Annotated in this window: 13 protein-coding genes and 1 pseudogene; 7 read left to right on the top strand and 7 right to left on the bottom strand. The window is 62.1% G+C overall.

The features are described 5' to 3' along the window. The first annotated feature begins 117 nt into the window (after positions 1-117). Both L0963_RS04800 and L0963_RS04795 read left to right on the top strand, forming a co-directional pair. Entirely contained in the window at positions 118-1,380 is a 1,263-nt protein-coding gene (locus L0963_RS04800) for a cytochrome P450 (RefSeq protein ID WP_039575372.1), read from the top strand. Between the two features lie 29 nt (positions 1,381-1,409). Further along, positions 1,410-1,736, top strand: a complete 327-nt coding sequence (locus L0963_RS04795; RefSeq protein ID WP_039580993.1) for a 2Fe-2S iron-sulfur cluster-binding protein — start codon at positions 1,410-1,412, stop codon at positions 1,734-1,736. A gap of 197 nt (positions 1,737-1,933) precedes the next feature. On the opposite strand, the pseudogene L0963_RS04790 reads toward L0963_RS04795, so the two are convergent. Together L0963_RS04790 and L0963_RS04785 are read right to left on the bottom strand one after the other, a co-directional pair. Further along, a pseudogene (locus tag L0963_RS04790) lies at positions 1,934-2,916 on the bottom strand (helix-turn-helix domain-containing protein); the annotation flags it as partial. Between the two features lie 490 nt (positions 2,917-3,406). Further along, positions 3,407-3,907, bottom strand: a complete 501-nt coding sequence (locus L0963_RS04785; protein ID WP_223181259.1) for a MarR family winged helix-turn-helix transcriptional regulator — start codon at positions 3,905-3,907, stop codon at positions 3,407-3,409. A gap of 68 nt (positions 3,908-3,975) precedes the next feature. Between L0963_RS04785 and L0963_RS04780 the strand changes: the two genes are divergently transcribed. Together L0963_RS04780 and L0963_RS04775 are read left to right on the top strand one after the other, a co-directional pair. Further along, positions 3,976-4,854 carry an alpha/beta fold hydrolase gene (locus tag L0963_RS04780; RefSeq protein ID WP_039575377.1) on the top strand — a complete coding sequence of 293 codons (879 nt, stop codon included), beginning with the start codon at positions 3,976-3,978 and terminating at the stop codon, positions 4,852-4,854. Further along, entirely contained in the window at positions 4,851-5,261 is a 411-nt protein-coding gene (locus L0963_RS04775; RefSeq protein ID WP_054588691.1) for a hotdog fold thioesterase, read from the top strand. Before L0963_RS04780 ends, L0963_RS04775 begins: the two co-directional genes overlap by 4 nt. A gap of 285 nt (positions 5,262-5,546) precedes the next feature. Here the strand turns inward: L0963_RS04775 and L0963_RS04770 are convergent, their stop codons facing one another. The 5 genes from L0963_RS04770 to L0963_RS04750 all read right to left on the bottom strand — a co-directional run bounded on the left by L0963_RS04770 (position 5,547) and on the right by L0963_RS04750 (position 12,829). Beyond that, entirely contained in the window at positions 5,547-6,779 is a 1,233-nt protein-coding gene (locus tag L0963_RS04770; protein WP_136173728.1) for a serine hydrolase domain-containing protein, read from the bottom strand. Positions 6,780-6,840: 61 nt separating this feature from the next. Then, positions 6,841-8,388, bottom strand: coding sequence for a carboxylesterase/lipase family protein (locus tag L0963_RS04765; RefSeq protein ID WP_082665267.1), 1,548 nt, complete (start codon positions 8,386-8,388; stop codon positions 6,841-6,843). 55 nt (positions 8,389-8,443) lie between these two features. Then, positions 8,444-10,681: a TonB-dependent receptor gene (locus tag L0963_RS04760; protein WP_217372521.1), complete on the bottom strand. Its 2,238-nt coding sequence runs from the start codon at positions 10,679-10,681 to the stop codon at positions 8,444-8,446. Positions 10,682-10,787: 106 nt separating this feature from the next. Beyond that, a complete protein-coding gene (locus tag L0963_RS04755; RefSeq protein ID WP_168707803.1) occupies positions 10,788-11,987 on the bottom strand; it encodes a hypothetical protein in 1,200 nt (399 codons plus the stop codon). Positions 11,988-12,088: 101 nt separating this feature from the next. Beyond that, positions 12,089-12,829 carry a GntR family transcriptional regulator gene (locus L0963_RS04750; RefSeq protein ID WP_052208263.1) on the bottom strand — a complete coding sequence of 247 codons (741 nt, stop codon included), beginning with the start codon at positions 12,827-12,829 and terminating at the stop codon, positions 12,089-12,091. A 133-nt stretch (positions 12,830-12,962) separates the two neighbouring features. Between L0963_RS04750 and L0963_RS04745 the strand changes: the two genes are divergently transcribed. From L0963_RS04745 to L0963_RS04735, 3 genes are all read left to right on the top strand, one after another. After that, positions 12,963-13,976, top strand: a complete 1,014-nt coding sequence (locus tag L0963_RS04745; protein ID WP_052208266.1) for a serine hydrolase domain-containing protein — start codon at positions 12,963-12,965, stop codon at positions 13,974-13,976. 175 nt (positions 13,977-14,151) lie between these two features. Continuing rightward, positions 14,152-15,804, top strand: a complete 1,653-nt coding sequence (locus L0963_RS04740) for a long-chain fatty acid--CoA ligase (RefSeq protein ID WP_313906803.1) — start codon at positions 14,152-14,154, stop codon at positions 15,802-15,804. A gap of 171 nt (positions 15,805-15,975) precedes the next feature. Then, positions 15,976-16,653, top strand: a complete 678-nt coding sequence (locus tag L0963_RS04735) for a TetR/AcrR family transcriptional regulator (protein ID WP_039575391.1) — start codon at positions 15,976-15,978, stop codon at positions 16,651-16,653. The last annotated feature ends 8 nt before the right edge of the window (positions 16,654-16,661 follow it).

The following is a 16,661-nucleotide window of genomic DNA, read 5'->3' as shown; positions in this document are numbered from 1 at the left end:
TTTGCAGTGCGGTCAAATGTCGCAACAATCCTTATAAGCTTTATTGACCACACCCTGCGAAACATCTACCTGTTTGATAGCAAGGTGAGTCTGCTTGCCTGGGATGGAGGACGAGACATGAGCATCGACACGATGGAGCTGGATACTGCCGGAAAAGTTGCAGCCATTCCGATCGACGAAATTGATGTCGCACGGCCGAGTCTTTTTCAGCAGGACACGATCGGCCTGTATTTCGACCGGCTGCGCAAAGAGGAGCCGGTCCACTATTGCCGCGAAAGCTATGTTGGGCCTTACTGGTCGATCACCAAGTTCGACGATATCATGGCTGTCGACACCAACCACAAAGTCTTTTCGTCGGAGGCAAAGCTCGGCGGTATCGCCATTCAGGACATGCATTCGGTGGAAGGCGCGCTCGAACTTGAAATGTTCATCGCTATGGATCCTCCAAAGCACGACCAGCAACGCAAGGCCGTCACCCCCGCTGTAGCGCCGTCCAACTTGCTGTTGCTCGAACCGACAATCCGCGAACGAGCGTGTCAGATTCTCGATGATCTGCCGATAGGCGAGGAATTTGATTGGGTTGACAAGGTCTCAGTTGAATTGACCACGATGACCCTTGCTACCCTATTCGATTTCCCGTGGGAGGAACGCCGCAAGCTCACGCGCTGGTCCGACGTCACAACGGCCGCCCCTGAAACCGGCATCGTCGAATCGTACGAAGCGAGGCGTGAAGAACTCATCGAGTGCGCGATGTATTTCAAAGGACTGTGGGAGCAGCGCATCAACGAAGAACCGAAGAACGATCTGATTTCCATAATGGCGCATTCCCCGGCGACACGGGATATGCCCTTCCTCGAATTTCTGGGTAACCTGCTGCTGCTGATCGTGGGCGGCAACGACACCACGCGCAATTCGATAAGCGGCGGTGTGCTGGCGCTCAATCAGAACCCCGATGAATATCGCAAACTGAATGACGACCCTTCGTTGATCGCCAGCATGGTGCCGGAAATCATCCGCTGGCAGACGCCGCTGACTCACATGCGCCGCACTGCGCTGCAGGACTGGGAGATTGGCGGCAAGCAGATCAAGAAGGGCGACAAGGTCGTGATGTGGTACCTGTCGGGCAACCGCGACGAAACGGTCATCGACCGGGCTGACCGGTTCATCATCGACCGCAAGAATCCGCGCCATCACCTGTCATTCGGTTATGGCATCCATCGATGCATGGGTAACAGGCTGGCAGAACTGCAGTTGCGGATCATCTGGGAAGAAATTCACAAGCGGTTCGCCAAGGTCGAAGTGACCGGCGAGCCCGAGCGCCTTTTCTCAAACCTTGTGCGCGGGATCACCAATCTGCCGGTGCGGCTGCACGCGCGCTGATTTGCTGAAGCAGAAATACGGAGTGTATGATGGTCAAAGTGACGTTCGTATCCAGCGATGGAACGCGGCGGGAAGTCGAAATTGCCGAGGGCGAAACCGCACGCGAGGCGGCGCTCTTCAATGATGTACCGGGCATCGACGGCGATTGCGGCGGTGTCTGCGCCTGTGCGACCTGCCATGTCCATGTCGATCCGGCCTGGATCGACAGGGTTGGTCGCCTGGTCGAAGGGGCAGCGGAGGCAGAGCTTCTGCAATTTGCCGAAGGTGCCAACGAATACAGTCGCCTCGCCTGCCAGATACCCATGGTGGAAGGAGTGGAAGGTTTGATTTTGCACGTTCCCGAGCAGCAATACTGACCAGACAGAGCGCAGCCCTGTCGTGCGCGTGCGGCGTCGCAAATTCAGTTTTGAACGGAGGTTTCAGTGCCAACTCAGCTAGAACCTGATGTCTAGACGAGCGAAGACGCATTTCGCACCGAAATGCGGCAATTCCTCGCCGCCCATTTCCCTGACGAATTAAGGGGCGCGGGCAATATGCTGGCCGGGCCCATTGGCAGCTTCGGCTTGTGGATCATCCTGGCCGACGCGCATCCGGAAGCTTCGAGGGACAGCTCCAGCGTGTCGGTGACATCCCCGGCCCGCATGGTGGTACACAGCTTCCAAAGGATGACATAACGGGAGAAGTCGTCGAGCACGGTCGACAGGTACACCAAGCCCCAGCCGATGATCTTGAAGTAGGTGAAGTCGGTCTGCCACATCTCGTTCGACCGCGTCGTCTTGGTGTGGAACCCGTCGGCGGCCTTGATCACGATGAAGGCCGGACTGGCGATCAGGTCATGGGCTTTCAACATACGGTAAACCGTGGCTTCCGACACGAAGTAGCGCTTCTCGTCGGTGAAGCGCACCGCGAGCTCGCGGGGTGACAGGTCGGTTGTATCCAACGCCATGTCGATGATCTGCTGCTGGATATCATCGCAGATGCGGTTCCACACCCGCCTCGGGGCCGATGGCCGATCCTCCAGCGCCTCCGGCCCGCGCTCGAGGTAGCGGTCGTACCAGCGTTAGAAGGTCCGGCGCGGGATGCCCAACTGCTCCAGCGTGCGCTTGGCCGGCAGGTGCGACTGCTCGACGATCCGAATGATCTCCAGCTTCTCGGATGCGGGTTACCTCATTCGTCGTCGGCCCTATCCGCGATCATGCTTTTTTTGAGCAACCGGTTTTCCAGCGTCAGATTGGCCACGCATTCCTTAAGGGCACGGGCTTCGCGGCGCAGGTCGTGCACCTCGCCGGTGGTCGCGGCACGGGCGGTGTCGCCCGCCAAGCGCCGCTTGCCCGCCTCCATGAACTCCTTCGACCACGTGTAATACAAGCTCTGGGCGATGACATCCTTGCAGCACAGCTCGGCGATGCTGTCCTCGCCGCGCAGGCCTTCCAGCACGATCCTGATTTTGTCCTCTGCAGAGAAGTGCCGGCGCGTCGCACGCCGTATGTCCTTCACCAGCCGCTCAGCAGGGGCCTTCGGCGCCGATTTTTTCAAGGAGGATTGGGCTTCATCCTCGTTCCTTAGTCACTACGACGAAGCCCAAATCCTCCTTAAATCACAACCTCAAATCTGTGCCATTGGTGCTGACGGCGGACAGCACCGGCAATCCGCCCTCACATGAAGCGCTCGGGTTGAGCCATGTCGGTCTCCACGCAGAGGTTCGTTTCTTGGTAGACAACTCGTTGCACGAAATAGCTCGTCGGTCAATTGGCGCTGGCACGCGAAGCCAAGAGCGGCCCGCCTCGCGGGAGGGCGCTCACCGCCGAACGATTGCCGGCTCGATCGGACTATTCTGCAACACGGCGGGAGGCAGGTAGGGCTCCGTGCCGCGATATTCGCAATTAGTTAGCCGTCAGTGCTGGCAACCTGATGCAGCGGGGGCAGAACGGCCGCGGCGCGCCGCCTCAGACGCGAGCGGTGCCAGTTGGGGATATCGGCTTGCTGACGATGAATGGCGTCGGCCATTTCAAATCTTCCACGGCTCCTATCGAGGAGGCATGTCTTCCGATCCGCTTTCGAGATTGCCGGACATTTTCGTCAGCAATGAGCGCATCGCGCGTATCTCAGTTGGGGAAATCATATGGAGCAGTCGCGCGTAGATCATGTCGGCTTCGGCGCGCAGCTGAGGCAGGATTTCGATCGCTCGGGGCAAAAGATGAAGTTCCCAGACGCGCCGGTCGCCCTTGGCAGCGCGCCGTTCCGCGAGCACCATTCTTTCCAGCTGGTCGACAACATGGCCAACGCTGGCACGCTCCAGTTCGAGGCATTTGGAGAGGTCGGTTTGGGTCATGCCCGGGGTCCGATAGATATAGACGAGCGCGCGCCACTGGGTTCGCGTCAATCCGAAGCGCGCCGTTGAGGCATCAAACTTCCGACGCAGTTTGCGGGGCACTTCCTCGATGAGAAAGACAAACTCGTCTGAGGCCGTCAGAAGACTTTTCGCGGGAGAGATGCCGCTTGTATTGCGAGGTTCAACCATCGTCATGGACTGTAGAGCCAACATCATATTCTGAAAACCCTTTACTGTAAGATATGATATAGTATGATCGTGGAATGATTGATCAGTCGATCACGCTTGCCGGGAAAGCGGGCCATGAAATCGCAGCGTCGGTTGATGGCCCGGAACTCGGATTACCGGTAATCCTCGCGCACGGCGGCGGACAGACCCGAAGGGCATGGAGGGCGGTAGCCCACCGGCTCGCGAGCCATGGTTTCCGGACCATCGCAGTCGATATGCGCGGGCACGGCGAGAGTGCATGGGCCAGCGACGGAGCCTATGATATCTCCGATTTTGCGGCCGATCTCGTCGAGATCGCTGCGGCGACGGCGAGCAAACCGGCGCTGATTGGCGCGTCTCTTGGTGGCCTGGCCGGGATCATCGCCGAGGGAAAATGCGCACCGGGAAGTTTCGGATCGCTGACGCTGGTCGACGTCACACCTCAGATGGAACCGAGCGGCGTCGCCCGCGTGGTCGGTTTCATGGCGGCGCATGCGCGCGATGGTTTTGCGTCGGTGGAAGAGGCCGCACAGGTCATTGCCGACTATCTGCCCCATCGCCCCAGCCGGAAGGCTTCGGCCGGGCTAGCACACTATCTGCGCCGCAAGGACGATGAACGCTTCTATTGGCACTGGGACCCCGCCTTCATCGAAAGAGTGACGCAGCAGGGCGGCGGCGTTTCCAGCGACCATGGCCGCACCGAGCTCAGCGCGGCCGCTGCCTGCTTGACCTTGCCGGTGCATCTGATCCGCGGCGGGTCAAGCGATCTCGTCTCGCTGGAAGCCGTCAAGCATTTCCAGGGCCTTGTCCCTCATATGGCGTATAGCGACATTGCGAATGCGACTCATATGGTGGTGGGGGACGAGAACGACGCTTTCGGGCAATCGATCCTAGAGTTTTTGCTCGGCATCCATGAAGCGGAAATGAAATCATGAATGCCCCCGCCGTCCCGGGGCTTGAGGAATTACGTGACCTATTGGCGCTGGCCCCTTTTCACCGCTGGCTCGGGCTCAGCATCGCTGAGGTCGGCGCCAACGAGTTGGTGATCTCCATGCCTTGGCGAGACGAAATCATCTCAAATCCGACGGTCGGCGCGGCGCATGGTGGCATCGTATCGGCTTTGATCGATCTGACCGGCCTCTATACGATCATCGCGATGGGGGGTGCTGCGCGGGCGACGGCGGACCTCCATGTGGATTTTCACCGACCGGCCAAGCTGGGGCCGCTTCGCGCGATCGGCAGCCCGGTGAAATTAGGGCGGCAGATAAGCGTCGCGGCTACCCGGATCCTAGCCGCAGACGGAACCTTGGTGGCGAGTGGTAGAGGGGCCTACGTCGCCTGATAACCGCCCGAGGCGAGCCAATCTGCGCGGCCAGATGCATGCCCAGCAGCTTTCGGAGCCGAGGCAGTGGCGGCAGCGACACGCTTTTTGGCGACGTGTCCCTAGGCCGAACCCACGACCGGACGGCCGCGCATCGGCCATTCAGTCAAATCGGCTCCCTGCCGGTCACACGCGGGTTTGGCCGCTCGCCTTTGAGCCGTCGACTTTGCCTAGTCCGACAGGCCAGCCACGCAGCGCATGGAGATCAAGTTCTCCTGTGCTGCGTGACTAGACTGCTGGGTCAGGTCAGGGCGCCGGGGTGCGATTCGCGATCGCATCCTCGATCAGATCCTGCATGACCTGTTCGAGCTCGACGCCTTTCCGGTCGCCTCCGCTCGATATTTCGGTGGCGATCAAAGCGTAATAGCCGGTCTCGCGATCGATCCAGCCGGTCCAACCATAGGCACCCGGTGAGGAATTGATCTTGGACGTCGCGCAGGCCGAAGGCGTGTCGCATTCGACAAAGGAGCCGAGCGCATATTCCCAATTGCCCGCGCTCGCCGGCACGAAAACGCGCGGCAAGCCTGCGGTACGTTGCTGGGTGAAGCTTGTCATATCGGTAATAAAGCTGCCGCCAAGGAAGGCACGCAGAAGTTTCGCATAGTCGCGCGGCGTCGAATAGGCGCCGCCCGCGACCCACGGGTTGGTGGGAGCGCTTCCCGCAGGGTCATACCAGGTCGTGCTCGTCATCCCGAGCGGGGTCGTCACATGCTGCGCGAACAGTTCGTGAAAATTGCGCTGGCGTGCCGGTGACGTGCCGGGCGCGATGCTTATATCCTTTGCCTCCAGATAGGCAGCGGCGACCTGAAGGCCGTGCGGTCCATAGCTATATTGCGCGCCGGGCGCGTTGCCCGGGCGCAAAATATCATAGCGCAAATCGTGGATGCTCTTCGCGCAATTGTAGAGCGTCATGGCCGGAAGCAGCTGACAGCCGCCAACGAGCGGGCTCGCATTGAAGCCCGACGTCATCGACAGCGCATGCTTGAGTTGGACATCCTTCTTCGTTCCGATCGTGGTCCAGAAGGCAAGCGGCGGCCGCATCGGATCGTCGAGCGTCGCGATGCCAGCCTGCACCATGCGCATCCCCAGCGCGCCGGCGAACCATTTGGAGGCCGACGCAAGCGGGGTCACCCGATCGATACCAAAGCTGCCCTTCTCGTAAGCGAAGAGATAGTCGGGATCCGAAGCATTCCCGACGATGAAATAGCCGTTATCGACCTCGGTATCAGCGTCGATTGCCGACTGTAACGCGGTCCAGTCATAGGTATAACCGCCGACGGTGGCCGAAAGGCTGGCGGCCGCGGGCGCCGATGCCGCCGACGTCGACGCTTTAGCAGCGGGCGCCGCAGGCGGAAGCTGCACCATGGGACGCGCCTCGCCGCCGCCGTTGCCCCCGAACCCGCCCTGCGCCGCAAAGGCCGCAGCCCCAGCCATCGCCGCACCAGCGGCAAGCCACATCCATTTCGTTCTTCCAGCCATTTTCTCTCTCCCAGCTTCGTTGCACATCGTCGAAACGGAGGGCCTAGCGCGGCCGGACGGGCTAGGGCCTGGGCTGGCCGTTCCCGAAGTGAACATTGAGCAGATGGTCGAGCTGCGCCTTGCGAAAGCCGGCGACGACGCCAGACTCGGGCGCAAATTTTGCGAGACGGTCGCTTGCCGCATCGTAACGCGGCCAGTCGCGAACGAGTGCGCAGCCAGGAACGCCCGTCTTGGCGAAGCCAACCCAGCAGGCGGCGATGCCTTCGCCGAAGCGGCGATCCTCGTCACCGACGGCGCCGGCGACCGACGCGAAATAGTCGAGCGTCCCGAACAGATAGGGGATTTCAGACCCGTGCGCGGCGCCCTTGGCGCGGTCGCGCCGCGCCGCTGCGACATAGTCGAAATGATAGAGATACGAAGGCGCCCCTCCCGCCGTCCGGGCCGCGAGCCAGCGCGCCGGGGCGACGAACCAGGCGTCGCCCAACACCTGGCGCGCCAGTTCATCATCGGCCAGCCCCATGCCATAGGCGGCCCGGCCCGCCGCCTGGTCGCGCCCTAGATAGGCGAGCGCGGCGGATGGCGGCACGCCCATGGCAAGGATGACGCTCGCCTCGTTGCTGTTCGCGCCGACGAGGAGCGGAACGTCGATCGGCTCGCTACGCGCAAAGACGCGCCAAGGCGCTTCGCGTACCAGGTCGCCGTCGAGGATGGGGCCGGTCATCGCGCCCGGCGTCCGGACCTCGCCAGCGGCAACGAGCGCGGCGGCGGGCAGCGCGCGAAGCGCGTCGAGCGATGCTGAAGGCGGCGCACCTGCGCGCGCTGCCAACGCCGCGCCTAGCGCTTCTTGCTCGCCAAGCGGGCGCGGATCGAGGAGACCAACGCCCGACTGAACGATCGCCTTGGCGAACAGGCCTTTGGCTTCGGGCTGGGCAAGGATCGTCGTCACTCCGATCGCCCCGGCGGATTCGCCGAACAAGGTGATCTGGCGCGGATCGCCACCAAATGCGGCGATATTTTTCTTCACCCACCGCAGGGCGGCCAATTGGTCCATCAGGCCGTAATTGGCGAGCGCCTCGCCGCGCGGCTTGGCCGCGCTGAGCGCGGGATGGGCGAAATAACCGAGCGCGCCCAACCGATAGTTGATCGTCACCAAAACCACACCTTGCCGCGCGAAGGCGGTGCCGTCGAAAACCGGGAAGGTGCCCGAACCGACCACATGGGCGCCGCCATGGATCCAGACCATCACTGGCAGCTTTCGCGCCCCCGCCGGGCGCCAGATGTTCAGCTGGAGGCAATCCTCAGACTGATGCTCGGCTACCCCGCCCGCGACAAGTGCGGGGCGCACCGTCTGCGGACAAGCCGGGCCGAGTTTTGCGGCATCGCGGACGCCCCGCCAGCGCGGCGGTGCCTGCGGCGCCCGCCAGCGAAGAGCGCCGACCGGTGCGGCGGCGAAAGGAATATCAAGGAAGCGCTCGACGTCCCCCGTGCGCGCGCCCGCAAGGCGCCCCTGCGCGATTGTCGCCGCGGGGGCCGTCTCCGCCGCCGCGACAGACACCGATCCGGTCAGCATCGCGGCACCGAACAGTGCTGCCATCACCAAATGCCGCATTGCGCCCTCCTACCCTTCCCGACCAGCGGCTGGAGGCCGCGGACGGGAGCGCGACCTAGAAAGAAATGCGTCCTTCGACGCCGACGACGCGAGGCTGGCTGTACCGGTTGATCGTCGGCGCCTGCGCGACGAAATAAACCTTGTCGAAGACGTTGTTCGCGAACGCGCTGACGCTGATCTTGCCGAAGTCGACGCCGACCCGAAGATTGACGAGGACATAATCATCGAGGTCGACCGAGGTCGCTGTCAGCTCCTGTTTGCCGCCCCATTGACCACTGATCAGGACATTGCTGGTCAGCGCGACATCCTTGGTGACCGGGTAGCGCAGATTGAGGTTGGCCGAGGCGAGCCAGTCGGGAACCTGCGCAAGGTCCAGCCCGTCATAGCGGCCGCTCTTGACCTTGCCCTCTTGCCGCGAGCCACTCAAGGCGAGGCGGCCATTGCCTTCGCCGAGATCGAAGCCCTGGCTATATTCGGCCTCGATACCCCAGCTTTTCGCATCGCCTGCGTTGGTTAGATAGGCGACCGCGGCGATCGGGCACGCCGGATTGGTGAGCGCGCAGCCATCGTCGACCTGCGCGATCAGGTCTTCAAGCTCGGTGTAATAGCCCGCGATTGCGAAATAGCCGCGGCGGATCGGACTGCCCTTGATGCCGACTTCGTAAGACGTGCTGTTTTCGTTGCCGAACAGCACCTGCACAGGACTCGGCGCGCGCGGATCGGAGAGGCGCGTGTTGAACCCGCCGGCCCGATAGCTGCTGCCGACCTTGCCATAGGCGAGGATGTTCGACGTGAGCTTGTACGAGAGGGTCGCATTGTAGGAGAGATTGTCGGCGTTGATGCTGTCGTCGATGATCCGCGATGGCCCGCCGGTGGGCAGGCCAGTCCCCAAATCGTAAAGCCGCGCCGAGATGCTCCGGCTGTCGCGGGTATAGCGCAGTTCGCCGGTCAGGTTGAGGCTGTCGGTGATGTCGAAACCGAGCGAGCCATAGGCCGCATAGCTTTCGAAATGCAGCCGCGCGGGCGCGATATTGCCCGGCGACGGATTGGCGAGCGTCGGCGTGCGCGTCGTCGCCACCGAGAAATCGCTGTCGAGCAACAGCATTTCGGCGCCGACCAGCCATGTGAAGCGATCGCTCGCCCCGCTGACATGAATATCCTGCGAAAAATTGTCGGTCGTGTCGACGACGTAGGACGCGGTGCTGGCATCGAGCGGCGTGAGAGCGCCGATCTGCCCCGCGGCGCGCGCACGCGCCAGCTCGGCGGGGCTGATCGCGTCATTGTCGAGATCATATTCGGACGTGCGCTTGCGAAAGGAGGTTGTCGACGTCAGGTCGGCACCGCCCAGATCCACGCGGACGAGCGCCTGAAGGCCGTCCACGTCCTGGCTGGCGCGCGGCGCGGTGTTCCAGGGGTAGCGAAAGCGATCCTGCGTATAACCGCCGGGAAAGCCTGGCGTGCCCGCGGGAATGGATATCTGGTAATGGATCGTCGGCGTGGTCAGCCGCTGGGTCTCGGCCGTGATGATCGCGTCGACCGGCCCGCGCTTCAGCCGGATCTGGCCGCGCAGTCCGTGGCCCTTCTGCTGGTCGAAATAGACGTCGTTGTCGGGATTGTAGAAGAAGCCCTTGTCCTGCTCGACGAGATCGCCGCTGATGCGGATCGCCAGGCCATCGGCGAGCGGGACATTGATCACGCCCTGCGTCTGGAAGCTGTTGTTCTCGAAGCCATAGCGCGCGCTCGCCCAGCCCGAGAGATCGAATTCGGGCTCGGCCGAGATGATATTGATCGCGCCGCCGACCGCGTTGCGGCCGTACAGCGCGCCCTGCGTCCCGCGCAGAACCTCGACGCGGCCGATGTCGAGCAGGTCGAGCCGCGTGAAGTTGCGACCGCCCACCGGACCGCCGGCGATATAGGCACCGTTGCGATAGAGCCCGACGCTCGGGTCGCCATTGGTGGCACGCGCGGTCGACGAAGCGCGGATCGAGATCTCCGACGTGACGGACGAGTTCAGATTGTTGAAGCGAACGCTTGGCTGATCGGCGAGGAGTTCGCCGCTGCCCGTGGCGCCGCCGCGATCGGTGAGCGACGTGATATCGATGACCGACGCCGCGGTCGGCACATCGGCCAGCCGCTCTTCGCGGCGGCGCGCCGTTACGACTATGGCGCCGTCATCATCCGCTTCAGCCGCGTCCGGAAGAGCTTCGGACGGTGCGTCTTGAGCGAAAGCAGGCGGAGCGACGGCTACCCAAATCGCGGCCGTGCAGAAAAGAAGGTTCGCTCTGCGTCCCATGGTCACTCTCCCCATCTTGTTATCGCAATTATTATCGATAATTTTGTGCAAAACCGTCGGCAAGTCAAGCCGGAAAGCGCAATGTCTTTGCAGGTGGTTCGCTGGTCTAAGAGACGACGGCGCTCAGCAGGTCGCGGACGCCCCGCGCCGTAGCGGCAAGGGGGTCAGGTGTGACCGTCGATAAATCGTCGGTCACAGCGTGGTGATGACGGTGTGCGCCAAAGATGCCGGCATGACGCACGTAGCCGGCCTTTATCACTTCCGAGAGTTCGCCCGCTGTGCCTTCCGCCGAAGGATAGGCCATTTCCAACCCCGGCTGGCCTTTGAATATCTCGCGCGCACACGTCACGAATTCGGGCGATGTCATGAGAAAACGATAGGGATCGGCGCTTGGCAGCGGCAGCAAGCGCCCCGGCATTTCCTGATAGTCACGTGCTGCCGCATTGGCGCCGAGATGAAACCAGAAAGCGGTCTCGCCGGGGGCTGGACCCACCTTGTCGGCGATATGGCTCGCACCGAGATTCTCATATTCATGCCCGCTGTTGCACAGGAAGAGCAGGCTGTGTTGCGGAAACGCTCGGGGCATCCAGTCGGCAAGCGCGAGCCACATCGCGATACCCGGCCCCCGCTCGCCGGCGCAATCGGTCCAGCCTGAACGCGGCGTAGAGACGACGAGCCAAGGGCGACCGGAGCGAACGCGTCGCCCGATTATATTCTGCGCTGCCCGAATCCCACCGCGCCCGCGAAGCGCTAATTTCGCCGCGGCACCGTGGCGCGCGGCTTCAATCACCGGGGCGGCGAGTCGCGGCGCGAGCAAGGCAAGTGGCTTGTCCGATACAGGATGACCGGCCGGGACATTGAGGAGCAAGGCCTCGCCCGTCGGCCCAGTCGTAATGAGAATGACCCCGTTCGCACCGCGCGCAAGCGCATCGGCGAGCGGCTCGCGCACTGCACGATCTACGAGGCTCGACCAGCGGCGGAAAGGCAGGCGCACGACGGCGATCGCGCCGTCGAGGCGTTCAGGGATTTCTGCGAGGCGCAGCGGCGCAGCGAGACCGGCCTCGCCGGTTTCGACGGCGAGCGGCTGTGCGACGAGCGGTATCGTGTGGTCGCCGAGCGTAAGTTCGCAATGCGACGCCTCGAACCAAGGCACGTCAAACGTCTGGCGATCCACTTCGAATCCGGCACTGAACAGCCGCTTCGCTGTCCAGTCGGCGGTCCAGCGATCGCCCGCGCCGCCCGACTGCTTGTTGCCGGCCTCGGCATAGCTTTGGACGTCGGCGAAGAGGCGTCCGGGGCCGAACATGGTCAAATCCAGGGATACAGCGGCAGCGGAGTCAACCTGCAATGCGATCGGCGCCGCGAGGCCCGCCTTAAGCAAGGTGCGGCGGTCGGTCGGGAGACGGCTCATGTCACTTTTGCGCGGCGGCGGCTGGGCTTAGGCTTTGCGTGGCGGGCCTTATATTCCTCGAGTGCGCGCCCAAAACTATTCTGAGTAACCCCGATCAGATCGCGCGCCACCGCATCGGCGGCATCGCCATCGCGCGCGACGATATGGCGGCAAAGCGCGTCGTAGAGGATGGCCGATCGCTTCGCCGCCTCGTTGCCATGCGTCTCGATATAGCTGTCAGTATAGACATTGTGCTGCCAGCGCGCGAGCAGCGCGACCCGATCGAGGAGCTCGAGCGCGAGCGGCGCATTGCTGCGTTTGGCGATAAAGCGACCGATGCGGTTCGAGACCTTGATATGCTCGAACGTATTGTCGGTGCGCTGGGTGACATCCTTATATTCGACAAGCCGGTGCATCAGTTCGCGCCCGTCGCGGTCGGTCATTTCGGCGGCCGCAAGGCGACAAACGACGCCGAACAGCGATTTCCACAGTTCATAGACCTCGTTCGCAGCATGCTCGTCGATATCGATCACATAGGTGCCGCGCCACGGCACGACCTTGACAAGCCCGATCCGCGCGAGATGCCGGAACGCCTCGCGCACCGGCGCATGGCTCACTCCGAAGCGCGCGGCGATTTCGCGCTCGCGCAGCCACGATCCGGGCGGAATCCGCCATTCGACGATGTCGTCGGTCAAAAGGCGCGCGATCACGCGGTCCTGCGTCGGCGCGCTGTCGTCGTCGGTCTTCGTCGCGGCCATGTCTCTCCGTTCGGCTTTCCCTGCTCGCGGCGCCATCCTAATCGGGCAGCGCACACGAGCAATCGATGATTGCGAATGAATTTATTATCGATAATATGGAGAATGACAAGCATCGGAAAATCGGAGTCGGATCTTGAAGCGCACCATCCTCTTTTTCGCGGCCGCGGTTGCGGCACAGCCAGCCGCGGCAGGCGAACCCGCCCCTCTTCCCGGCTGTGCCGAAGCGATCGCCTATTCTGAGGCTAATTCCGGCGTTGCGCTGCTGATACTTGAAGATGGCAAAGTGCGCTGCCGATCGGCAGACATCGCGACGCCGCAGGAACTCTGGTCGGGCACCAAGAGCCTTGTCGGGCTGATGGCGGCGGCGGGCGCACAGGATGGACTTCTAACCCTCGACGAGCGGGCATCGGAGACACTCGCTGAATGGAGGGGCGACCCCAAAAAGGAACAGATCACGCTTCGGCAATTGCTGTCGATGACGGGCGGCCAGGCATCGACCGTCGGCAGGGCCCAAGGGTATCTGGACTCGGTGAAGGCACCGCTCACGGCGGCGCCGGGCAGCAAATTCCAATATGGTCCCGCCCCGATGCAAATCTTTGGAGAGATCATGCGGCGCAAGCTCGTTGCCAAGGGCCAAGACGGCAACGCTCGCCATTATGTGGAGCGGCGCATTCTCACTCCGCTTGGGGTTACCATAGGCAGTTGGCGCAGCGGCCCCGATGGCGCACCGCTCATGCCGCAGGGCCTCGTGCTGGCAGCGTCCGAGTGGGCGAAGATCGGCGAGTTCGTCCGCGGCGGTGGGAAGCTCGACGGCAAGCCGCTTGTCGATGAACTGGCGTTCGCCGAGCTGTTCAAGGGTAGCCAGGCCAATCCGGCCTACGGTCTCACCTGGTGGTTGCCCCGTAGCACGCCGGCTGTCGATATTGTTACCCGGTCCACCGATATCACCAGTCATGCCAACGAACTCCCGGCGGATATGGTCGTCGCCGCCGGCGCGGGCGATCAACGCCTCTATATCATTCCGTCGCTTCGGCTTACAATCGTTAGGCAGGCGAAACTCGATCTGGCGGCTTTGGCGGCGGGGGAAAAAGGCGATTGGTCCGATTGGCGGTTCCTGTCACTGTTGCTGAAAGCGGCGAGTGACTAATTTGAAACGCGGCCGAAAACATGTCGGGGCCGATCGAACCTAGGCCGTGCCGCTGCAATATGATCATTGAGAATTGCTGGCCGAATGGAAACGCGGCACGTGGAGTTTGCCGCTGGACCAAAATGATGACGGTTATTGACAGCCCGCGCGGCAATCATACCCGAGGGGCGGAACCTTGCACGCGACGCCGCAGTGGGGCGAAGAAGGATGCAGCATGTTACGGGGATTGATGCAGGACGCGCCGCTGCTGATCAGCGGAATATTGGAATATGCCGCGCGCGCGCACGGCGAGAGGGAGATCGTCTCGAAGGCTGTCGATGAGCCGGTTTGGCGGTATGACTGGCACCGCTGCGATCAGCGTGCGCGTCAGGCTGCGCAGGCCCTTGGTGTCCTCGGGATTGCAACGGGCGACCGCGTCTCGTCGCTCGCCTGGAACACGCACCGCCACCTCGAACTCTTCTATGCGGCGCCGGGCATGGGCGCTGTATTGCACACTGCCAACCCGCGTCTCAGCGACGAGCAAATCGCCTTTACTATCGCTCATGCAGGCAGCCGCATTCTCTTCTTCGAGCCCAATCTAGCCGAGCTCGTCGCACGGCTGCGCCCTCTCCTTCCAGGTATCGAGCGTTATGTCCTTCTCGCGGATCGCGGAGCGACCGCGCCAGATGTTGCTGACGCGTTGAACTATGAAGCGTTGCTGGCACGCCAGGACGGGGCCCTCACCTGGCCGAGCTTCGATGAAAAGGCAGCCGCATTTCTTTGCTACACTTCGGGGACGACGGGCGACCCCAAGGGCGTCCTATACAGCCACCGATCAATCGTTCTCCACGGGATGGCGGCCGGTCTGAGCAGTGCCTTCGGGTTCAGCGCTTTTGATGTCATCATGCCCTGCTCGTCCATGTATCATGCGACGGCATGGGGACTTCCGTTCACGGCAGCGATTAACGGCTGCAAGCTAGTGCTTCCTTGCGACAGGATGGACGGTGCCAGTCTCGCCGATCTGATCAACGAAGAGGGCGTCACCTTTTCGGGCGGTGTGCCCACGATCTGGACCATGTACCTCGCTCATCTCGACACCACGGGGACGGGGGTCGGCAATCTCAAGCGCCTCGTGATTGGCGGCTCGGCCGTCCCGCGGGCGATGGCCGAGACATTCCGCGCCAAATATGGTGTCACTGTGCTCCAGCTCTGGGGCATGACCGAAACCAATCCTCTCGGCGTGATTTCGACGCCCTCCCCGCTCCTGATGGCCGAAGGCGAGGATTTCGCGAACGATCTCCTGCTGACGAAGCAGGGTCGCATGCAATTTGGCATCGAACTGCGCATTATCGACGGCGATGGCACGCCGCTCCCCTGGGACGGTGAGCAGGCGGGTGCGCTCCAGGTCCGCGGACCGTGGGTCGTCGATCGCTATTTCCCCGATTTTGAGGGCGCCGGGAGCGATGGCTGGTTCGACACCGGGGACATAGGTACGATCGATCGCTTCGGCTTTCTCCGGCTGACCGACCGCGCGAAAGACGTGATCAAGTCCGGGGGCGAATGGATCAGCTCGATTGATATCGAGAATGCGGCGGTTGGGTACCCCGGCGTCCGGGTCGCCGCGGTCGTTGGCGTATATCATCCAAAATGGGAAGAGCGACCCCTTCTCGTGATTGAAACGCATGAAGGTCAAGCCGTCACAGCCGACGCAATTCGCGCGCATCTGGAGACGAAGGTTGTTCGTTGGTGGCTGCCGGACGACATCCTGTTCGCGACAGTACCGCTCACTGCAACGGGAAAGATCGACAAAAAGGCCTTACGCGAAGCGTATCGTAACCAACTCGCCTAGATGAGATCACACTGCGTCCATTCCCTGCGAACGGCAGCGATCCTTTCAGGCAGGCAAAGTTCAGCGGGCCTCGTGGGTCTTGCATAAGCCCGGGCAATCTCGCGGGGGCGGGCTATACAATGCAAAGCGCTCTACGCTTGCAGCGCGGACAAGGTATGGCCAAGATGAGGCATGACGTCGACCCAAAAAACCAAAGAACAAGCTTCCGGACGAACAGGGAGGCCTACTCGACAAGCCTCGCAAGCACTTTCGAGGAAAATTCTCCGTGTCGCCCGCGATGTCTTCTTTGCCGACGGATTCGGTCGTTCAACGGCGGAACGGATTGCTGCAAAAGCAGGCATCTCCAAGCGCACTTTGTACGCCCGTTACGGGAGCAAAAAGCTGCTTTTCGAGGCGGTAATACTCAGGGAAATCGAGGATCGGCTCTCCTTCCTCGAACAGCACGTTCCCGAACATGGCGACGTTCGGCCCGAGCTTGAAGAGCTGTCCGATGAACTGCTATCCTGGATGCTTACCGACATTCATGTCGCGTTGGAACGCGTTGTAATGGCTGAGGCTGCACGTTTTCCCGCTTTAGCGCGAAACCTTTACGAATTCGGCGTAGGACGCACGACGAGATTGGTGGCAGAGGTTTTGCGCAAAGCCGAGGAGAGGGGAGAAATCAGGGTGTCAGACGCGAATTTTGCTGCGGAGCAGTTTATATCCAGCGTCATTTTGTCACCTTTTCGTCGGGCCGCTCTTGGAGTGGGAGTGACCAGTCACAATGAAACCTCTTCAGCCCGAATGAGGCAAGCTGTGGATCTATTTGTGTACGGCTGCCGCCCCTCCCAGAAGGGGAGCCATCCATAACATTCCCG

This window comes from Sphingopyxis sp. NFH-91 (assembly GCF_021401285.1).
Lineage (GTDB): Bacteria > Pseudomonadota > Alphaproteobacteria > Sphingomonadales > Sphingomonadaceae > Sphingopyxis > Sphingopyxis terrae_A.
Note: the sequence above shows the minus strand (reverse complement) of the source record. Positions and strands in the feature narration are given on the sequence as shown.

What these genes read in the sequence shown, in the direction of transcription:
- L0963_RS04800 (WP_039575372.1), top strand. Translation starts at nt 118, where the DNA reads ATGAGCATCGACACGATGGAGCTGGATACTGCCGGAAAAGTTGCAGCC.
- L0963_RS04795 (WP_039580993.1), top strand. Translation starts at nt 1,410, where the DNA reads ATGGTCAAAGTGACGTTCGTATCCAGCGATGGAACGCGGCGGGAAGTC.
- L0963_RS04785 (WP_223181259.1), bottom strand. Translation starts at nt 3,907, where the DNA reads ATGACGATGGTTGAACCTCGCAATACAAGCGGCATCTCTCCCGCGAAA.
- L0963_RS04780 (WP_039575377.1), top strand. Translation starts at nt 3,976, where the DNA reads ATGATTGATCAGTCGATCACGCTTGCCGGGAAAGCGGGCCATGAAATC.
- L0963_RS04775 (WP_054588691.1), top strand. Translation starts at nt 4,851, where the DNA reads ATGAATGCCCCCGCCGTCCCGGGGCTTGAGGAATTACGTGACCTATTG.
- L0963_RS04770 (WP_136173728.1), bottom strand. Translation starts at nt 6,779, where the DNA reads ATGGCTGGAAGAACGAAATGGATGTGGCTTGCCGCTGGTGCGGCGATG.
- L0963_RS04765 (WP_082665267.1), bottom strand. Translation starts at nt 8,388, where the DNA reads ATGCGGCATTTGGTGATGGCAGCACTGTTCGGTGCCGCGATGCTGACC.
- L0963_RS04760 (WP_217372521.1), bottom strand. Translation starts at nt 10,681, where the DNA reads ATGGGACGCAGAGCGAACCTTCTTTTCTGCACGGCCGCGATTTGGGTA.
- L0963_RS04755 (WP_168707803.1), bottom strand. Translation starts at nt 11,987, where the DNA reads ATGTTCGGCCCCGGACGCCTCTTCGCCGACGTCCAAAGCTATGCCGAG.
- L0963_RS04750 (WP_052208263.1), bottom strand. Translation starts at nt 12,829, where the DNA reads ATGGCCGCGACGAAGACCGACGACGACAGCGCGCCGACGCAGGACCGC.
- L0963_RS04735 (WP_039575391.1), top strand. Translation starts at nt 15,976, where the DNA reads ATGACGTCGACCCAAAAAACCAAAGAACAAGCTTCCGGACGAACAGGG.